Origin of the sequence: Pseudomonas sp. zfem002 (assembly GCF_032621685.1) — a bacterium.
Taxonomy (GTDB): Bacteria; Pseudomonadota; Gammaproteobacteria; order Pseudomonadales; family Pseudomonadaceae; genus Aquipseudomonas; species Aquipseudomonas japonica.
The window spans coordinates 1-18403 of record NZ_JAVYJH010000050.1; the positions used below are offsets into that span (position 1 = coordinate 1).

The following is an 18403-nucleotide window of genomic DNA, read 5'->3' on the forward strand; positions in this document are numbered from 1 at the left end:
GCTCAGGCCTTGATCAACAATCATCTTGCAGACCTGGAGTTTGAACTCGGTGGTGAATCTTCTGTACTTCTTGGTCATCGGGGGTACTCCTCAGTAGGGGGATTCTCCCTAATTGAGGTGTCCGGAGCCATTAGACCAGCACAGACAGCCTCCCCGCGATACATCGCCGAAAAACAAAGGCTGACAACCCAAATCCCACAGGCCATGGCACGTTGCAACAAATGTGGGAGCGGATTCATCCGCGATGCGCCGTGCGGACGGCGCTCGATCTTGAGAGCGCTGGAAAAGCATCGACATGCACAAGCGATGCGCCGCGCGGGCGGCGCTCGATCTGGAGGGCGCTGCAAGGCTCGAGACAAGCACCTCCCCCCACGAGACTCCCCCGAACGCCCCACACCCCGTACACTGTCCGGCCGTGCACTGCATTCACCGAGAACTCCATGATCAACCCAGACATCACCTACATCCCCGACCCGGACCCGGAGTCGATCTCCTCCGACGTCACCGGCTTCAACGGCATCCTGATGTCCACCCAGATCCCCACCCGCGCCGACGGCAGCCTGGAACTGGGCGATATCACCGCGCAGAGCGAATGCACCCTGCAGGCGCTGAAAGTCGCCCTGGAAAAGGCCGGCAGCACCATGGACCGGGTCCTGCACCTGACCATCTACCTGACCGACATGGCCGACCGCCCGGCCTTCAACGAGGTCTACCAGCGCTTCTTCAGCCAGCCATGGCCGGTGCGCGCCGCGGTCGGCGTGGCGGAACTGGCGGTCGAAGGCATGAAGGTCGAAGTCACCGCCATGGCCGCCAAGGCCTGACAGACGGCGGTCCCACGACCTGTGGGACCGCCATCGGGCAGCATTGGGATGCCCGTCGGACGTTTCGCCGCTACAATGCGCGCCTTGACCGTGCCAAAGCCCAAAAAAACATTATGTCCCTGCCCAAGAATCACCTGGAATTGCTCAGCCCTGCCCGCGATGTCGCCATCGCCCGCGAGGCCATCCTGCATGGCGCCGACGCCGTGTACATCGGCGGCCCGAGCTTCGGCGCGCGGCACAACGCCTGCAACGAGGTCAGCGAGATCGCCGAGCTGGTGAAATTCGCCCGTCGCTACCACGCGCGCATCTTCACCACCATCAACACCATCCTCCACGACAACGAGCTGGAACCGGCACGCACGCTGATCCACCAGCTCTACGACGCCGGGGTCGACGCGCTGATCGTCCAGGACCTGGGGGTGATGGAGCTGGATATCCCGCCGATCGAGCTGCACGCCAGTACCCAGACCGACATCCGCACCCTGGGCCGGGCGAAATTCCTCGATCAGGCCGGCTTCTCCCAGCTGGTGCTGGCTCGCGAGCTGAACCTCAAGGAAATCCGCGCCATCGCCGACGAGACCGACGCAGCGATCGAGTTCTTCATCCACGGCGCCCTGTGCGTAGCCTTCTCCGGCCAGTGCAACATCTCCCACGCGCAGACCGGACGCAGCGCCAACCGCGGCGACTGCTCCCAGGCCTGCCGCCTGCCCTACACCCTGAAGGATGAAAAAGGCGGCGTGATCGCCTACGAGAAACACCTGCTGTCGATGAAGGACAACAACCAGAGCGCCAACCTGCGCGCCCTGGTGGAGGCCGGCGTGCGCTCGTTCAAGATCGAGGGGCGCTACAAGGACATGGGCTATGTGAAGAACATCACCGCCTACTACCGCCAATTGCTGGACAACATCCTCGAAGACCGCCCGGACCTGGCCCGCGCCTCCAGCGGACGCACCGCGCACTTCTTCGTCCCGGACCCGGACAAGACCTTCCACCGCGGCAGCACCGACTACTTCGTCAGCGAGCGCAAGATCGACATCGGCGCCTTCGACTCGCCGACCTTCACCGGCCTGCCGGTGGGCGTGGTGGAGAAAGTCGGCAAGCGCGACATCCAGGTGGTCACCCACGAACCACTGTCCAACGGCGACGGCCTCAACGTGCTGGTCAAGCGCGAGGTGGTGGGCTTCCGCGCCAACATCGCCGAGGCGAAGGGCGAGTTCGACGAAGACGGCGAGAAGCGCTACCGCTACCGCGTCGAACCCAACGAGATGCCCGAAGGCCTGTACAAGCTGCGGCCGAACCATCCGCTGAGCCGCAACCTCGACCACAACTGGCAGCAGGCCCTGCTCAAGACCTCCGCCGAGCGCCGCGTCGGCCTGTCCTGGAGCGCCCGCCTGCGCGAGGACGGCCTCGACCTGACCGCCACCAGCGAGGAAGGCGTCAGCACCAGCGCGCGCCTGGACGGTCCGTTCGGCGCCGCCAACAAACCGCAGCAGGCGCTGGAGCAACTGCATGACCTGCTCGGCCAGCTGGGCACCACCCAGTACCACGCCGAACGCATCGAGCTGGATGCGCCGCAGGCGTACTTCATCCCCAACTCGCAGCTCAAGGCCCTGCGCCGCGAGGTAATCGAGGCCTTGAGCGAAGCCCGCATCGCCGCCCATCCACGGGGTGGGCGCAAGGCGGAAACCACGCCGCCGCCGGTGTACCCGGAGTCGCACCTGTCGTTCCTGGCCAACGTCTACAACCACAAGGCCCGCGAGTTCTACCACCGCCATGGCGTGGAGCTGATCGACGCGGCCTACGAGGCCCATGAAGAACCGGGCGAAGTGCCGGTGATGATCACCAAGCACTGCCTGCGTTTCTCCTTCAACCTGTGCCCGAAACAGGCCAAGGGCGTGACCGGCGTGCGCACCAAGGTGGCGCCGATGCAGCTGGTACATGGCGATGAAGTGCTGACCCTGAAGTTCGACTGCAAGCCATGCGAAATGCACGTGATCGGCAAGATGAAGGGCCACATCCTCGACCTGCCGCAGCCCGGCAGCGCCGTGGTCGGCCATATCAGCGCCGAAGACCTGCTGAAGACCATCCCTCGCGCGCCCCACTGAGGCGCCATCAGGCACTGTTCTTGCCTGTTTCCACACCTTGCACCGCGCCCACGGGGGCGGTGCAAGGCGCCCTGCATCTGTCGCGATCCGACCGGCAACAAGCGGCTCTTTGCGCAAAATGTAGGAAATCTTGATATCATCTGTGCGATTTTTCCTACACGACATCGGGGCCAACCCCTGCAAACGCTGTAGGGGATGTCCTTAAGTAGCATTCAACTTTTGGGATTTCGGGCCGATGCACCGGATGCGGGCCGAGCCAGAGCGGTTCAGAATAAAGTCAAAAATACGGCGCTTTATTTTTGTTGTCAGCGAAATCCGCGAACAGCAACCGTAAACAAACAATTTATTGACACAATTATTTTGATATCACACCCTTACGCACTTGGAAGTCCTGATCTGCCCTTCTGTAGTCCAGATAGCCGTAGGCTGGAAGTACAACCATGAGTCAAGCGGACGATATTGGAAAGCTGTTCCACCGATTTGGAGCAAGTGCCGACAGTTATAAGGAAATAAACACTGAATTCGAGTATTTCGAGTCGGCTGCGCCAGCGGTCGAAGCGAGTTCGGTGAAGCCTGTCGCAATCAACCTGGTCGAGCTCAAGCGCGCGCCAGCCCCCAGCCCCGCCACGCCTGCACCGGCCGTAGCGCCGCTGCCGCCTGCGCGGCTCGCGGAACCTGCAGCGGTCGCTGTCGCGGTGCCCGTGGAGGCGCCCGCCGGTTCCCTGCGTGATCGCCTCCAGGCCCTGGCCCGCGAACGTCGTGCCCTCGCCGAGGAACACAACCGCCGCGCCCTCGATCGGGCCCTGCGCACGCAGGCGGCACAGCGGCCGAAGGCCCGGGTCATCGCCGTCGTGTCGGCCAAGGGCGGGGTCGGCAAGAGCACCCTGGTCGCGTCGCTCGGCAGGCTGCTCAAGCGCAACGGCGCACGCACCGTGCTGCTCGATCTCGATCCGCAGAACGCCCTGGTCAGCCATCTGCAGGTACCCCGCGCCAGCGCCGGCATCAACCAGGCGCGCCTGGACGATCGCGGCTGGAGCGAGGTCTGCGTGCCGAGCGCCGCCGGCATCGACTGCCTGCCGTTCGGTCCGAGCAACGCCGCCGACCAGCGCGATTTCGAAGCGCAACTGGCGGCCAACCCGGCGTACCTGATGGAGCAACTGGCCGATCTTGACCTGGGCAAGGACGACCTGCTGCTGATCGATACCGCCAGCGGCGCCTCGCCGTGGCTGCACCAGGTCCTGGCGATCGCCGACCAGGTGCTCGCCGTGACCCTGGCCGACGCCGCGTCCTATATCGTCCTCGACAAACTGCAAAGCTGGCTCGCTGCCCTGCGGCCCGCCGACTGCGCCTTCCTGGTCAACCAGGTCGACGCGCGCAACCCGTTGAGCCAGGACATGAGCGAAGTCCTGCGCCAGCAACTGGGCAACCAGTGGCTGGCCGCCATACCGCTGGACCACCAGCTCGGCGAAGCCCTGGCGTTCGACTACGACCCCTTCCAGCAAACACCCGACAGCCCCGCCTGCCACGCCCTGCGCAACGTCGCCGAAGCGCTGGCCCAACGAATCGAGCAGCACCGCGAAGAAACCAGCGCCTCATGACCGCCCAACTCAAACCGACGCCGGCCCTGCCGACGTCCAGGGGAGCGCGGGCGCAAGCCTGGTTCGCCCGCCTGGAACAGCTGCCGCATGGCCTGAAGCTGACCCTGAAGATCGCCGCCGCCGTGGTCGGCATGCTCCTGCTCGTCGCCGTGGTCACCGCGCCGCTGGACCTGGAGCACCAGTTCGCCTTCGCCATGCTGTGCTTCGCCCTGCTGCTGCTCCTGCGCAAGATCCCCGGGCGCCTGACGGTGCTGGCGATGATCGCGCTGTCGCTGATCGCCACCCTGCGCTATGTGTACTGGCGCCTGACCGACACCCTCGGTTTCGACAACTGGCTGGACATGTTCTTCGGCTATGGCCTGGTGGCCGCCGAGACCTACGCCCTGGTCATCCTCGCCTTCGGCTACATGCAGACCGCCTGGCCGCTCAAGCGCAAACCGAAGATCCTCAGCCTGCCGCCGGAACAGTGGCCGGTGGTGGACGTGTTCGTGCCGACCTACAACGAAGAGCTGAGCATCGTCAAACTCACCGTGCTCGCCGCCCAGGCCATGGACTGGCCGCGGGACAAGCTGCGCGTGCACATCCTCGATGACGGCCGCCGCGACGAGTTTCGCGAGTTCGCCCGGCAGATCGGGGTCAGCTACATCGTTCGCGACAACAACCGCCACGCCAAGGCCGGCAACCTCAACGAGGCGCTGAAGATCACCGACGGCGAATTCGTCGCGATCTTCGACGCCGACCACGTGCCGACCCGCTCCTTCCTCCAGGTGACCATGGGCTGGCTGGTCGCCGACCCGAAGCTGTCGCTGCTGCAGACCCCGCACTTCTTCTTTTCCGCGGACCCGTTCGAGAAGAACCTCGACACTTTCCGCTCGGTGCCCAACGAAGGCGAACTGTTCTACGGCCTGGTGCAGGACGGCAACGACCTGTGGAACGCCACCTTCTTCTGCGGCTCCTGCGCGGTGATCCGCCGCACCCACCTGCTGGAAGTCGGCGGCGTGGCGGTGGAAACCGTGACCGAGGACGCCCACACCGCGCTCAAGCTCAACCGCCGGGGCTACAACACCGCCTACCTGGCCATTCCCCAGGCCGCCGGCCTGGCCACCGAGAGCCTGTCGCGCCATATCAACCAGCGGATCCGCTGGGCGCGGGGCATGGCGCAGATCTTCCGTACCGACAACCCGTTCACCGGCAAGGGCCTGAGCTTCGGCCAGCGGGTCTGCTACGTGAACGCCATGCTGCACTTCTTCTATGGCCTGCCGCGCCTGGTGTTCCTCACCGCACCACTGGCCTTCCTGATCTTCGACGCGAAGATCTTCCACGCCTCGGCGCTGATGATCACCGCCTACGTGCTGCCGCACATCTTCCACGCCAGCCTGACCAACTCGCGGATCCAGGGGCGTTTCCGCCATTCGTTCTGGAACGAGGTCTACGAGTCGGTACTGGCCTGGTACATCATGCGCCCGGTGCTGGTGGCCCTGATCAACCCGAAGATCGGCGGCTTCAACGTCACCGACAAGGGCGGGATCATCGAGAAGGACTACTTCGACTGGAAGCTGGCCCGGCCCTATATCGTCCTGCTCGTGCTGAACCTGATCGGCATCGTCTGCGGCGTGGTCCAGCTGTTCATCGGCGATCCGGACGCCACCGTGACCCTGATCATCAACCTCGGCTGGACCCTGTACAACGTGATCATGACCAGCGCCGCCGTGGCGGTCGCCAGTGAATCGCGCCAGGTCCGCACCGAGCCGCGGGTGCATGCCGAGCTGCCGGTACGCCTGAGCCTGCCCGACGGCCGCGTCATCGAGTGCAGCACCGTCGACTTCTCGCAGAGCGGCATGGGCCTCAAGCTGCCCGCCGACCTGGCCCTGAGCAAGGACCTGGAAGTCCAGGTCACCCTGTACCGCGGCGGCCAGACCTGCGAACTGCCGGCGCGGGTGATGTTCTCGCGCAAGGGCATGGCCGGCCTGCGCTTCCGCGAACTGACCCTGCGCCAGCAGAGCGACATGGTCCGCCTGACCTTCTCCCGCGCCGATACCTGGGCTTCGACCTGGGGCGGCGCCAAGACCGACACGCCGCTGCATGCCCTGCGCGACGTCAGCCTGGTGGGCCTGCGCGGCATCTACGACCTGTCCCGGGCGACCCTCGCCGCGCTGCGTCACCGCCGCTATTTCCGCAAGAACCCTTCTTCCCCTTCCGAACCGGTAATGGAAACGCAATGACCGTCCAGGCTCCCAGTGCCCACCCCGTGAATGCCCTGCGCTACCCGCGCACACTGCTGGCCTGCGCCCTGCTCCTGGCTGGCGCGGCCCAGGCCGAGGAGATCGCGCCCGTCGCGCCCGAGCCGCCGCCGGCGGAAGAAATGCCGGTCGCCACCACAGACAGCGCCGGCTACCGCATGACCTTCAAGGAGCTGGGCAAGGACTACACCATGAGTCTGCGCGGCATCGACTCGTCCGACACGGTCAACTTCGACATGCGTGCCGACGAGGTGGTGACCGGGGCCCAGCTGAGCCTGCAGTATTCCTACTCGCCGGCCCTGCTCACCGATCTGTCGCAGATCAACATCATGGTCAACGACGAAGTCGCCGCCAGCCTGGCGCTGCCGAAGGAAACCGCCGGCAGCGTGCAGAAGCAGACGGTGACGATCCCGCCGTACCTGATCACCGAGTTCAACCGCCTCAGCGTGCAGCTGGTCGGGCACTACACCATGCAGTGCGAAGACCCCCTGCACTCCAGCCTGTGGGCCAAGATCAGCAGCGACAGCCAGCTGAGCATCCAGGTGTCCCAGGTCGAGCTGCCCAACGACCTCGCCGCCCTGCCCCTGCCGTTCTTCGATCGCCGCGACCGGCGTGCCCTGGAGCTGCCGTTCGTGTTCGCCGCGGCACCGGACAACAGCGTGCTGGAAGCCGCCGGCGCGGTATCGTCGTGGCTCGGCGCGCTGGCCAGCTACCGTGGCGCGCGCTTCTCCACCGGCATCCAGGAACTGCCGGCCAAGGGCAACGGCATCGTCATGGTCAACAGCAGCCAGGCCAGCCACCTCGGCGGCCTCGACCTGCCGGCGGTGCAGGGCCCGACCCTGGCGATCGTCAGCAACCCCAACGACCGCTTCGGCAAGCTGCTGGTGATCGCCGGCCGCGACAGCAACGAGATCAAGCGCGCCGCCACCGCCCTGGTGGTGGGCAGCCGCAACCTGTCCGGGCAGAGCGTGCAGATCGACGCCGTGGACATCCTCGTCCCGCGCAAGCCCTACGATGCGCCGAACTGGCTGCCCAGCGACCGCCCGGTACGCCTCGGCGAGCTGATCCCGCAGCGCCAGCTCAGCGTCGCCGGCTACGCCCCGGCGATGATCACCGTGCCGGTGCGCCTGCCGCCGGACCTGTTCAACTGGCGTGAAGCCGGTGCGCGACTGAACCTCAAGTACCGCTACACGCCACCGCAGAACGCCAGCAACTCGTCGCTGATGGTCAGTTTCAACGACACCTTCATCCGCTCGCTGAACCTGCCGTCGGTAAACGACATGGGCACCGCGCAGAACCTCCTGGCCACGCTGAAGACCGATGACAGCCTGGTCCGCGAGGCCAGCATCCTGCTGCCGCTGGACTCGGTGGCCCTGCAGTCGCGCCTGCAGTTCCGCTACATGTACGACTACACCAAGCAGGGCGAATGCAACGACATCATCATCGACAACATGCGCGGTGCCATCGACCCGGACTCGACCTTCGACCTCAGCGGTTATGAGCACTTCATGGCAATGCCCAACCTCGGTGTGTTCAAGGACAGCGGCTTCCCCTTCACGCGCATGGCCGACCTGTCGCAGACCGCGGTGATCCTGCCCAACGGTGCCGGCCAGGCCGAGTGGAACGCCTACCTGACCGTGCTCGGGCGCTTCGGCGAGTCCACCGGCTACCCGGCCACCGCGGTCAGCGTGGCCCAGGCCGATGGCGTCGCGGCACTGGCCGACAAGGACCTGCTGGTGCTGGCCTCCGGTGCCAACCAGCCGCTGCTGGAAGCCTGGGCCGAGCACCTGCCGAGCAAGACCGTGGACAACAAGCGCTATATCGAATTCTCCGACCTGCCCCTGCGCCTGCGCGAATGGATCAGCCCGGACCCGGTGGCCAACCTGCGCAAGGCCCGCGGCGCCCTGACCCTGAGCGGCGACAGCGGCGCGTCCTGGCTCAGCGGCTTCGAATCGCCGCTGAAAAGCGGGCGCAGCGTGGTCCTGCTGAACAGCCCGCAGGCCCAGCACCTGAGCGAGATCACCGACGCGCTGATCGGCGGCGAGCACTACACCCAGTCCCTGCAGGGCAGCCTGGTGGTGATCAAGGGCAGGAACATCCAGTCGCTGGTGGCGGAAGAATCGTACTTCGTCGGTCAGCTCAGCCCGTTCAAGTACCTCCAGTGGCTGCTCTCGCGGCATGTCCTGCTGCTGCTCGGCCTGACCGTCGCGGGTATCGCCCTGGTCAGCCTGGCCGCCTATTTCTCGCTGCGCGCGGTCGCCCGTCGCCGCCTCAAGGACGAATGAACCATGGCTTCTGTCAAACCCACCCTGCTGGCCTGCGCGCTGGCCGCCTGCCTGCTGCCGGCGGCATCGAGCCAGGCCGCCGAGGCCTGCGGCGTCGCCGACTGGCCGCTGTGGCAGAGCTTCACCCAGCACTTCATCCAGCCGGACGGCCGCGTGCTGGACGCCAGCACGCCGCAGTTGCACAGCTCCTCCGAGGGCCAGTCCTACGGCATGTTCTTCGCCCTGGTGGCCAACGACCGCAACAACTTCGACCGCCTCTGGGCCTGGGCCAAGAACAACCTGGCCGGCAGCGATATCGGCAACAACCTGCCCGGCTGGTGGTGGGGCAAGGATGAACAGGGCCAGTGGCGCCTGCTCGACAGGAATTCGGCGTCCGACGCCGACCTGTGGTTCGCCTACGCCCTGTTCGAAGCCGCGCGGCTGTGGAAGGACGACAGCTACGCCAAGGAAGCGACCCTGCTGCTGAACAACATCAAGGCCAGGGAAGTCGCCGACCTGCCCGGCCTGGGCAAGATGCTCCTGCCCGGCGCCCAGGGTTTCGCCAAGCCGGACCACTTCTGGCACCTCAACCCCAGCTACCTGCCGGTGCCGGTGCTGCGGCGCATGGCCGTGGCCGATCCGCAGGGACCATGGAACGAGATCGCCAGGTCCACCGCGACCCTGATGAAGAACGGCAGCTACAACGGCTACGTCGCCGACTGGGTCGGCTATCGCGGTACCGGCCCTGGCACGGGGCTGTTCGTGGTCGATCCGGTCAAGGGCGAGCTGGGCAGCTACGACGCCATCCGCACCTACCTCTGGGCCGGCATCACGCCGACCAGCGACCCCCTGGCCAAACCGATCCTCGACAGCCTCGGCGGCATGGCGCAGAGCGTCGCGACCCAGGGCACGCCGCCGGAAAAGGTCCAGGTGAAAAGCAATACCAGCACCGGCGACGGCCCCTTCGGCTTCTCCGCCGCCCTGCTCCCCTACTTCAAGGCCCGCCAGCAACCCTGGCTGGAGCAGCAGCAGCGCGCCCGGGTCGACACCCTGCTGGCGCAGAGCCTGACCCCGGCCGCCGTGCAGACCCGCCAACCGCCTTATTACGACGTAGTGCTCAGCCTGTTCGCCCTGGGCTACATGGATGAGCACTACCGCTTCCTCGCCGACGGGAAGCTGCAACCTCTCTGGGAGACTTCATGCGCTCGCGCCGCCAAACCCTAGCCGTCGGCCTGCTGGCCGCGCTGATCCACAACGGTGCCCACGCCGAACTGAACGAGAACGGCAAGGCCCTGCTCGAACAGGGCCAGTACTGGCAGGCGCGCAAGGACAAGGCGCGGGCCAGCGAAGCCTGGCGCAAGCTGCTGCTGATCGATCCGCAGCAGGCCGATGCCATCTACAACCTCGGCCTGCTGGAGCTGGACAGCAACCGTGCGGACGGCGCCAAGCGCTACCTGCAGCAGTTGCAGACCGCCCACCCGGATTCCCGCCAGGCCCTGCTGCTGGACCAGGAAATCCGCCTGCACGGTGAAGCCAGCGGCGAGCGCCTGAACCAGGCGCGGGTCGAGGTGGAGTCCGGCGAAGGCGGCAAGGCCGTGCGCACCTACCGCCAACTGTTCGATGGCAAGGCCCCCCAGGGCGATCTGGCGCTGGAGTTCTACAGCACCCTCGGCTACACCGACGGCGGCTGGCAGGAAGCGCGCCAGGGGCTGGAGCGCCTGCTGCGCCAGGACGGCGACAACCCGCGGGTCAAGCTGGCCCTGGCCAAGCTCCTGCTGAGCAACGAAAGCACGCGGGCCGACGGCCTGCGGCGCCTGGCTTCGTTCCGCGACGATCCGGCGATCGGCAGCCAGGCCGTGGAAGCCTGGCGCCAGGGGCTGTCCTGGCTCGGCGGGAGCAAGGCCGACATGACCCTGTTCGAGGACTACCTCAAGGCCTACCCGGATGACGAGGAAGTCCGCGAGCAGATGCGCAGCGGGCAACGCCAGGCGCAATCGACCTACAAGCAGAATCCGCACCTGCAACGCGGCTTCAAGGCCCTCGAAGGCGAAGACCTGGACGCCGCCGAACAGTCGTTCCAGGCCCGTCTGCGCGAAGCGCCGCAGGATGCCGACGCCCTCGGCGGCCTGGGCCTGGTGCGCCAGCGCCAGGGTCGCCTGAGCGATGCCGACGCGCTGTTCCGCCAGGCCATCAAGCAAGGCAGCGCCAGCCGCTGGCAGGCCGCGCTGCAGGCCAACCGCTACTGGACCCTGCTCGACGAAGCCGCCGCGGCCCGCGACAGCGGCGACCCGCAACAGGCGCGCAGCCTGCTGCAGCGCGCCATCGCCAGCAACCCCCGCGAAGTCCAGGGCCACTTGAACCTCGCCGACCTGCAGGCCGCCGAAGGCCAGTTCGAACGCGCCGAAACCACCTACCGCCAGGCCCTGAGCCTGGACCCCGGGCAGCCCGACGGCCTGCGCGGGCTGGTCAGCGTACTGGCGCAGAGCGGCAAGCTCGGCGAAGCCCAGCGCCTGATGGACAACCTCAGCGATGCCCAGCGCGAGCGCCTCGGCGACATGGCCCGGCTGCGCGCGGCGATCGCCGTCGGCCAGGCGAAAGACGCCGAGCGCCGTGGCGACCTGCAGGGCGCCCGGGCAGCCCTGGAAGATGCGGTGCGCGACGATCCGCGCAACCCCTGGACGCGCTCCGACCTGGCCGAGCTCTACGTCAAGACCGATGCCCCGAACAAGGCCCGGCAGACCATGGACGAACTGCTCCAGGCCAACCCCAACGACGCCGACGTCCTCTACGCCGGCGCGCTGTTCGCCAGCCGCCAGGAGCAATGGCAGAAGGCCGAGCAACTGCTCGCGCGGATTCCCGCCAGCGAGCGCAGCGCGCCGATGCGCGGCCTGGCCGATGAAATCGAACTGCGCCTGCTGGCCAGCCAGGCGTCGGCGCTGGCCAAGCAGGGCAAGCGCAGCCAGGCCCTGAGCCTGCTGCAACGCGCCGAAGGCGGCGTCAGCGGCAGCCCGGACCTGTACGCGGCGCTGGCCGGTGCCTATATCGATATCGGCTACACCGACCGCGCGGTGGGCCTGCTGCGCAATGCCATCGCCCAGAGCAGCAAGCCCAGCGCGGCGCTGCGCATCGCCTACGGCGCGGCCCTGCTCAAGGCCGGCGACGATGTCCAGGTCAGCCAGATCCTGCGCGAGACCCGTGGCCTGCCGCTGTCTGCCGGCGAACAGCGCAGCTACGACGACCTGCTGTTCCAGTACACCGTGCGCCAGGCCGACCTGCTGCGCGAGAAAGGCGACCTGGTCGCTGCCTACGACACCCTGGCCCCGGCCCTGGCCCAGCGCCCGGAGGATGCCCAGGCGGTGTCGTCGCTGGCGCGCATGTACCTGGACAACCGCAATCCGCAGAAGGCCGTCGACCTGTTCGAACCGCTGCTCGCCACCCAGGCGGACAACGCCGACGTGCAGATGGGCGCGGCCATCGCCTACCAGCAGAACGGCCAGGGCGACAAGGCCGAACGGGCCATCGAGCGCGGCCTGGCACTGGCCCCGGAAAACCCCGACGTACTGACCACTGCGGCGGCCTGGTACAAGAGCCGCGGCAAGCTGGGCAGGGCCCAGGAACTGTATGCCCAGGCCCTGGCCCTGCAGCCGGCGAAGGAAACCTACGTCGACAACCCGTTCGGCCAGGCGGTGGCCGCCAACCCCTTCGTCGGCCAGCCCGGCCAGCGCAAGGCCTCGCGCCTGAACGAAATGGCCTTGAGCGAGATTCCCGAGCCGGCGCGGGTGCAGAGCAAGACCCGCAAGGCCGCCAGCCAGGCGCCCGAGGCCGAGCGCTTCGACGAGCCGGTGCTGCTCGCCAGCAACGACGCGCAAGCGGCGCCACGGCGCAGCGCCGCGCTGGAAGAGCCGGAGCCCGCGGTGGTCAATCCGGACCCGCGCGCGGCCATCGAGCGCGAGATGGACAGCCTGCGCGAGGCGCGCAGCCCGCAGATCAAGCAGGGCGTGACCTTCCGTGGCAACAACGGCGAGTCCGGGCTGAGCCGGATCACCGACGTGGAGACCCCGTTCGAGATCAGCTTCCCGGTCCGCGACGACCGCATGGCCGTGCGAGTGACGCCGGTGTCGCTGAATGCCGGCGGGTTGAATGCCAACGACTCCGGCTATACCCGTTTCGGCGGCTTCACCCAGGGTCTGCCGATCGCCGCCGACGCCAGCGTCGGTTCGCAGATGGACTCCGGTGTCGGCCTGGCCGTGGCCTATGAAATGCCTTCCCTGGGCCTCAAGGCCGACCTCGGCAGCAGCCCGATCGGCTTCCAGGAAACCAACGTGGTGGGTGGCATCAGCCTCGACCGGCCGTTCACCGAGAACGGCAACTTGCGCTACAACCTCAACCTGTCGCGACGCCCGGTGATCGACAGCCTGGTGTCCTTCGCCGGCGCCCGCGATGCCCGCACCGACGATGAATGGGGCGGCGTCACCGCCAACGGCCTGCGCAGCCAGCTCAGCTACGACAACCAGCGTTACGGCATCTATGCCTACGCCGGCTGGGCCCGGCTGCTGGGCAACAACGTCAAGACCAACGACCGCGCGGAACTGGGCAGCGGCATCTACTGGTACCTGTTCAGCAACGAGGACGCGCGCCTGACCGGCGGCCTGAGCCTGTCGGCGCAGCACTACGACGACAACCAGAGCTACTTCACCTACGGCCACGGCGGCTATTTCAGCCCGCAGAACTTCTTCTCCATCGGCCTGCCCTTCGCCTGGGCGCAGCGTGGGCCGAACTGGAGCTATCAGGTGCAGAGCTCCGTCGGCCTGCAGCACATCGAGCAGGACGAAGCCCCGTTCTTCCGCGACCGCGCGGCGCAGACGGCGCTGGAAAACCTCGCCGCCAGCGGCGCGCCGGTCGCCACCCGCTACGAGGCACAGAGCAAGACCGGCATCGGCTACTCCCTCGGTGCCAGCGGCGAATACCGCCTGGGCGAGGGCTTCTTCTTCGGCGGTACTGTCGGCGTCGACAACGCCCGCGACTATCGCCAGTTCACCGGTGGCCTGTATCTGCGTTACCTGTTCGACGACGCCGGCGGGGCCATGCCGCTGCCGGTCAGTCCTTACCGTTCCCCCTATTCGAACTAAGCCAAAGGAGATCATGACATGGCTGCTTCCCTACTCGCTGGCCTGACGATCCTGATGATCGGTGACAGCCACCTGGCCACCCCGGACTATCTGATCAAGAGTCTGCACGACAACATGGTGCAGCAAGGTGCGCAGGTGCATTCCCTGGGTGTGTGCGGTTCCAAGGCCGGCGACTGGACCAAGGTGGTCCCCGGCGAATGCGGCGGCGCCGAGCGGCGCAACAAGGACAAGGCGGTAGTCCTCGGCAACAAGGCCACCACCCAGCCGATCAGCCAGCTGGTGGCCGCCGACAAGGCCAACCTGATCGTCGTGGTCATGGGCGACACCATGGCCGACTACACCAAGCCGGCCTTCCCCAAGACCTGGATCTGGCAGCAGACCACCGCCCTGACCAAGGCGATCAAGGAAACCGGCGCCAAGTGCGTGTGGGTCGGGCCGACCTGGGGCACCGAAGGCGGCAAGTACGGCAAGACCTTCGCCCGCGTCGAGCTGACCTCGAAGTTCCTCGCCAGCAACGTCGCACCGTGCGACTACATCGACTCCCTGACCTTCGCCAAACAGGGCCAGTGGGCCACCATCGACGGCCAGCACTTGACCTCCATGGGCTACGCCAGCTGGAGCAAGGCCATCACCGAAGCCCTGCTGAAAACCCCGGCCGTGCAAGGGGCCAAGCCATGAGCCGGCTGCGCGGGCTGATCGCCCTGCCCCTGCTGGCCCTGGCCGGCGCCGCCAATGCCGAGGTCGCGCTGTACCCTACCGGCCCCAGCGAAGACTCGGCGTTCCTGCGCTTCGTCAACGTCGCCCCCGGCGTGCTGAAGATGGAGGCCAGCGGCACCAAGGCCAGCCTCGACCTGAACGACGCGCAGCAGGTCTCCGCCTATCTGCCGGTACCGGCGAACAAGGCGATCAAGGGCACCCTCAGCCGCGACGGGCACAACGCCGCGCTGGACCTGCAGGTGGCGCCGGGCGAATTCGCCACGGTGTTCGCCTTCGCCGATGGCGGCAAGATCACCCAGCGCGTGGTCCGCGAACAGCCGGACGACTTCAACGCGCTGAAGGCCTCGCTGGCCTTCGTCAGCCTCGACCCGGCCTGCCAGGGCGCCGCCCTGCGTCCGGCCGGCCGCACTGCCGACCTGTTCAAGGATGCCGCCGACGGCAGCGTACAGCGCCGCTCGATCAACCCGGTGAAGCTCTCGGTGCAGCTGGTCTGCGCCAACGCCAACGTCGGCTCGCCGCTGGACCTGGGCGAACTGAAGGCCGGCGAACGCTACAGCGTGATGCTCCTGCCGGGCAGCAGCGGTCCACGACTGCTGAGCACCACCGACACGCTGGCCAACTGACAGGACGTCCACCGCACCATGGTCTTCGCCTCACTCGAGTTCCTCACCCTGTTCCTGCCGCTGTTCATGCTGGTCTATGCCCTCAGTCCGGCGCGCGGGCGCAACCTCGTGCTGCTGCTCGGGAGCTGGTTCTTCTATGGCTGGCTGAGCCCGCTGTTCCTGCTGCTGCATGTGGTGCTGACGGTGATCGCCTGGGCCGGCGGCCTGCTGGTGGACCGCAGCCGCGAGGACGGCCGCGGTCGCGTGCGCCTGCTGGCGGCGCTGATCGTGTTCAATACCCTGGTGCTGTGCTGGTACAAGTACGCCAACATCCTCGCCGCAACCTACAGCGAGCTGATCACCCACTACGGCTACCTGCCGCTGGAGTGGCAGCGCGTGGCGTTGCCGGCGGGGCTGTCGTTCATCGTCCTGCAGGCGATCTCCTACCTGGTCGACGTGCACCGGCATACCGTGCCGGTGGAACGCAGCCTGGTGAACTTCGCCACCTACATCTCGATGTTCGGCCACTCCATCGCCGGGCCGATCATTCGCTACGACTGGGTCCGTCGCGAGCTGAACCTGCGCTACTTCAACTGGCAGAACTTCTCCCTCGGCGCGCGGCGCTTCATGGTCGGCCTGTGCATGAAAGTGCTGGTGGCCGACACCCTGTCGCCGCTGGTGGACATCGCCTTCCACCTGGAAAACCCGTCGTTCCTCGACGCCTGGCTGGGTTGCCTGGCCTATTCGCTGCAACTGTTCTTCGACTTCGCCGGCTACAGCGCCATGGCCATCGGCCTGGGCCTGATGCTCGGTTTCCACTTCCCGGAAAACTTCAACCGGCCTTACCTGGCCAGCAGCATCCAGGACTTCTGGCGCCGCTGGCACCTGTCGCTGTCCAGCTGGCTGCGCGACTACCTGTACATCGCCCTGGGCGGCAACCGCTTCGGCACCTGGAACACCTACCGCAACCTGTTCCTGACCATGGCCATCGCCGGCCTCTGGCACGGTGGCGACAGCTGGAACTACCTGCTCTGGGGCGCCGCCCATGGCGTGGCGCTGTGCATCGACCGGGCCTGGAACCGTTCCAGCCTGCCGACGATTCCCAAGGCCTTGTCGCACACCCTGACCCTGCTCTTCGTCTGCCTGGCCTGGACCCTGTTCCGCGCCCCGGACTTCGCCACCGCGCTGGCGATGTACGCCGGGCAGTTCGGCCTGCACGGCTTCGCCCTCGGCGAGGCGCTGGCCGCCAGCGTGCGTCCGGTGCATGGCCTGGCCGCGGCGCTGGGCGTGTTCTGCATCATCGCGCCGCTGTACCAGGTGCGCCTCGAACAACGTTTCGCCGGCAGTGTGTCGTATGCGCTGCTGGCGGCCCTCTGGCCCGTGGCCGGCTTCCTCCTGGCGTTCTCCCTGATCGCCAGCCGTGATGCCGTGCCCTTCCTGTACTTCCAGTTCTGATGACGACCACGACCCCACCGCCGTCCACGGCGCCGACGCCACCGAGCGACATCGCCCTGCGCACCAGCCCGCTGGCCGGTGCCGTCCTCGCGACCTTCCTCACCGCCGGCCTGCTCTCCTGCGGCGGGTTGCTGCTGAGCGGCAAGCTCGAGCTGCTGCCGGGCAAGGCGCTGTCCAACGACCAGGTGCTGGAGGGCGAAATCACCCACCGCATCGCCAAGGAACTGGCCAAGGCGCCCTTGCCGGAGCATGCCGCGCAACTGGAGCGCGGCGGCAGCTGGCTGCTGCTCGGCGACAGCGGCCCGCGGGTGCGCGAAGGCTGCCCGGACTGGCTGTTCATCAGCGACGAGCTGAAGATCGACCGCCACGCCGCGCAGAATGCCAAGGCCAAGGCCGACGCCGTGATCGCCCTGCGTGACCGCCTGAAGCAGCGCGGCATCGAGCTGCTGGTCAGCGTGGTGCCGGACAAGAGCCGCATCGCCGCCAGCCAGCTGTGCGATCTGCCGCGTCCGTCCAGCCTGGAGCCGCGGGTGCGCGACTGGACTGCGCTGCTGCAAACCGCCGGCGTCGCCGTGCTGGACCTGGCCCCTGCCCTGCAGCCGCTGGGGGCCGAGGCGTTCCTGCGGCTCGATACCCACTGGAGCGAAGCCGGGGCCCATGCCGCCGCGCAGGCCGTCGCGGGCAAGATCGCCGCGCTCGGTTTCCAGGCCACGCCGACCCGGGATTTCGACGTCAGCCAGGGGCCGCTGGCCGTGCGCCCCGGTGACCTGGTGCGCCTGGCCGGCCTCGACTGGTTGCCGGGGAATCTGCAACCGGCTGCGGAAAGCGTGGCGGCCTCGACCATCAGCGAGCAGGCGCCGCAGGCCGAGACCAGCGGCGACAGCCTCGACGACCTGTTCGGCGACGACAGCCTGCCCAACGTGGCGCTGATTGGGACGTCGTTCTCGCGCAATTCCAATTTCGCCGGCTTCCTGCAACAGGCACTGAAGGCGCCGATCGGCAATTTCGCCAAGGATGGCGGCGAGTTCTCCGGTGCGGCCAAGGCCTACTTCAGCAGCCCGGCCTTTGCCCAGACCCCACCGAAGCTGGTGGTCTGGGAGATTCCGGAGCGGGATCTGCAGACGCTACAGGGGCGGGAGTTGGGGTTGTAGGACTCATCGAGTGGCGGCACAGATTTGATGGCTTGATGGGAACCGTATCAAGGCCACCAGGTGCCTGCCTTGAGGCTTGCAGCGCCCTCAAGATCGAGCGCCGCCCGCGCGGCGCATCGCGGATGAATCCGCTCCCACATTTGTTGCAACGTGCCATGGCCTGTGGGATTTGGGTTGAGCTGGTCAACTTTTTCCGGACACCGCAATGTGGGAGCTCAGGCTATTTGCCGCTCATACTGGTTGGGCGGTAGATAACCCAGGGTCGAATGCAGTCGATCCTGGTTGTAAAACTTCACGATATAGTCGGTAACATCCTTGATC

General features: G+C 67.0%; 12 protein-coding genes. 11 read left to right on the forward strand and 1 reads right to left on the reverse strand.

Annotated elements, in window-relative coordinates:
* Window positions 1-440: 440 nt before the first annotated feature.
* From RTI28_RS29890 to RTI28_RS29940, 11 genes are all read left to right on the forward strand, one after another.
* Window positions 441-821: a RidA family protein gene (locus tag RTI28_RS29890; protein WP_316923836.1), complete on the forward strand. Its 381-nt coding sequence runs from the start codon at window positions 441-443 to the stop codon at window positions 819-821.
* 113 nt (window positions 822-934) lie between these two features.
* Window positions 935-2926, forward strand: a complete 1992-nt coding sequence (locus tag RTI28_RS29895; protein WP_316923837.1) for a U32 family peptidase — start codon at window positions 935-937, stop codon at window positions 2924-2926.
* Between the two features lie 566 nt (window positions 2927-3492).
* Window positions 3493-4524: a cellulose biosynthesis protein BcsQ gene (gene bcsQ / locus RTI28_RS29900; protein WP_316923838.1), complete on the forward strand. Its 1032-nt coding sequence runs from the start codon at window positions 3493-3495 to the stop codon at window positions 4522-4524.
* Entirely contained in the window at window positions 4521-6746 is a 2226-nt protein-coding gene (gene bcsA, locus RTI28_RS29905) for a UDP-forming cellulose synthase catalytic subunit (RefSeq protein ID WP_316923839.1), read from the forward strand. Before bcsQ ends, bcsA begins: the two co-directional genes overlap by 4 nt.
* A complete protein-coding gene (gene bcsB, locus RTI28_RS29910; RefSeq protein WP_316923840.1) occupies window positions 6743-9049 on the forward strand; it encodes a cellulose biosynthesis cyclic di-GMP-binding regulatory protein BcsB in 2307 nt (768 codons plus the stop codon). Before bcsA ends, bcsB begins: the two co-directional genes overlap by 4 nt.
* A gap of 3 nt (window positions 9050-9052) precedes the next feature.
* Window positions 9053-10252 (forward strand): cellulose synthase complex periplasmic endoglucanase BcsZ, encoded by a 1200-nt coding sequence (bcsZ, locus tag RTI28_RS29915; protein WP_316923841.1) that lies wholly within the window; start codon window positions 9053-9055, stop codon window positions 10250-10252.
* Window positions 10228-14157, forward strand: coding sequence for a cellulose biosynthesis protein BcsC (locus RTI28_RS29920; RefSeq protein ID WP_316923842.1), 3930 nt, complete (start codon window positions 10228-10230; stop codon window positions 14155-14157). Before bcsZ ends, RTI28_RS29920 begins: the two co-directional genes overlap by 25 nt.
* 18 nt (window positions 14158-14175) lie before the next feature.
* Window positions 14176-14835 (forward strand): SGNH/GDSL hydrolase family protein, encoded by a 660-nt coding sequence (locus tag RTI28_RS29925; RefSeq protein ID WP_316923843.1) that lies wholly within the window; start codon window positions 14176-14178, stop codon window positions 14833-14835.
* Entirely contained in the window at window positions 14832-15497 is a 666-nt protein-coding gene (locus RTI28_RS29930; RefSeq protein ID WP_316923844.1) for an alginate O-acetyltransferase AlgF, read from the forward strand. Before RTI28_RS29925 ends, RTI28_RS29930 begins: the two co-directional genes overlap by 4 nt.
* 18 nt (window positions 15498-15515) lie before the next feature.
* Window positions 15516-16931 (forward strand): MBOAT family O-acyltransferase, encoded by a 1416-nt coding sequence (locus tag RTI28_RS29935; protein ID WP_316923845.1) that lies wholly within the window; start codon window positions 15516-15518, stop codon window positions 16929-16931.
* Window positions 16931-18082 (forward strand): alginate O-acetyltransferase AlgX-related protein, encoded by a 1152-nt coding sequence (locus RTI28_RS29940; RefSeq protein WP_316923846.1) that lies wholly within the window; start codon window positions 16931-16933, stop codon window positions 18080-18082. Before RTI28_RS29935 ends, RTI28_RS29940 begins: the two co-directional genes overlap by 1 nt.
* 215 nt (window positions 18083-18297) lie before the next feature.
* On the opposite strand, the gene RTI28_RS29945 is transcribed toward RTI28_RS29940, so the two are convergent.
* Window positions 18298-18403 (reverse strand): IS3 family transposase (locus tag RTI28_RS29945; protein ID WP_316923819.1); only part of this gene is annotated, 106 nt, incomplete at its 5' end.

Coding starts and splice junctions, on each gene's coding strand:
- RTI28_RS29925 (WP_316923843.1), top strand. CDS start 14,176: ATGGCTGCTTCCCTACTCGCTGGCCTGACGATCCTGATGATCGGTGAC.
- bcsZ (WP_316923841.1), top strand. CDS start 9,053: ATGGCTTCTGTCAAACCCACCCTGCTGGCCTGCGCGCTGGCCGCCTGC.
- RTI28_RS29890 (WP_316923836.1), top strand. CDS start 441: ATGATCAACCCAGACATCACCTACATCCCCGACCCGGACCCGGAGTCG.
- RTI28_RS29930 (WP_316923844.1), top strand. CDS start 14,832: ATGAGCCGGCTGCGCGGGCTGATCGCCCTGCCCCTGCTGGCCCTGGCC.
- RTI28_RS29895 (WP_316923837.1), top strand. CDS start 935: ATGTCCCTGCCCAAGAATCACCTGGAATTGCTCAGCCCTGCCCGCGAT.
- RTI28_RS29920 (WP_316923842.1), top strand. CDS start 10,228: ATGCGCTCGCGCCGCCAAACCCTAGCCGTCGGCCTGCTGGCCGCGCTG.
- RTI28_RS29940 (WP_316923846.1), top strand. CDS start 16,931: ATGACGACCACGACCCCACCGCCGTCCACGGCGCCGACGCCACCGAGC.
- bcsA (WP_316923839.1), top strand. CDS start 4,521: ATGACCGCCCAACTCAAACCGACGCCGGCCCTGCCGACGTCCAGGGGA.
- bcsB (WP_316923840.1), top strand. CDS start 6,743: ATGACCGTCCAGGCTCCCAGTGCCCACCCCGTGAATGCCCTGCGCTAC.
- RTI28_RS29935 (WP_316923845.1), top strand. CDS start 15,516: ATGGTCTTCGCCTCACTCGAGTTCCTCACCCTGTTCCTGCCGCTGTTC.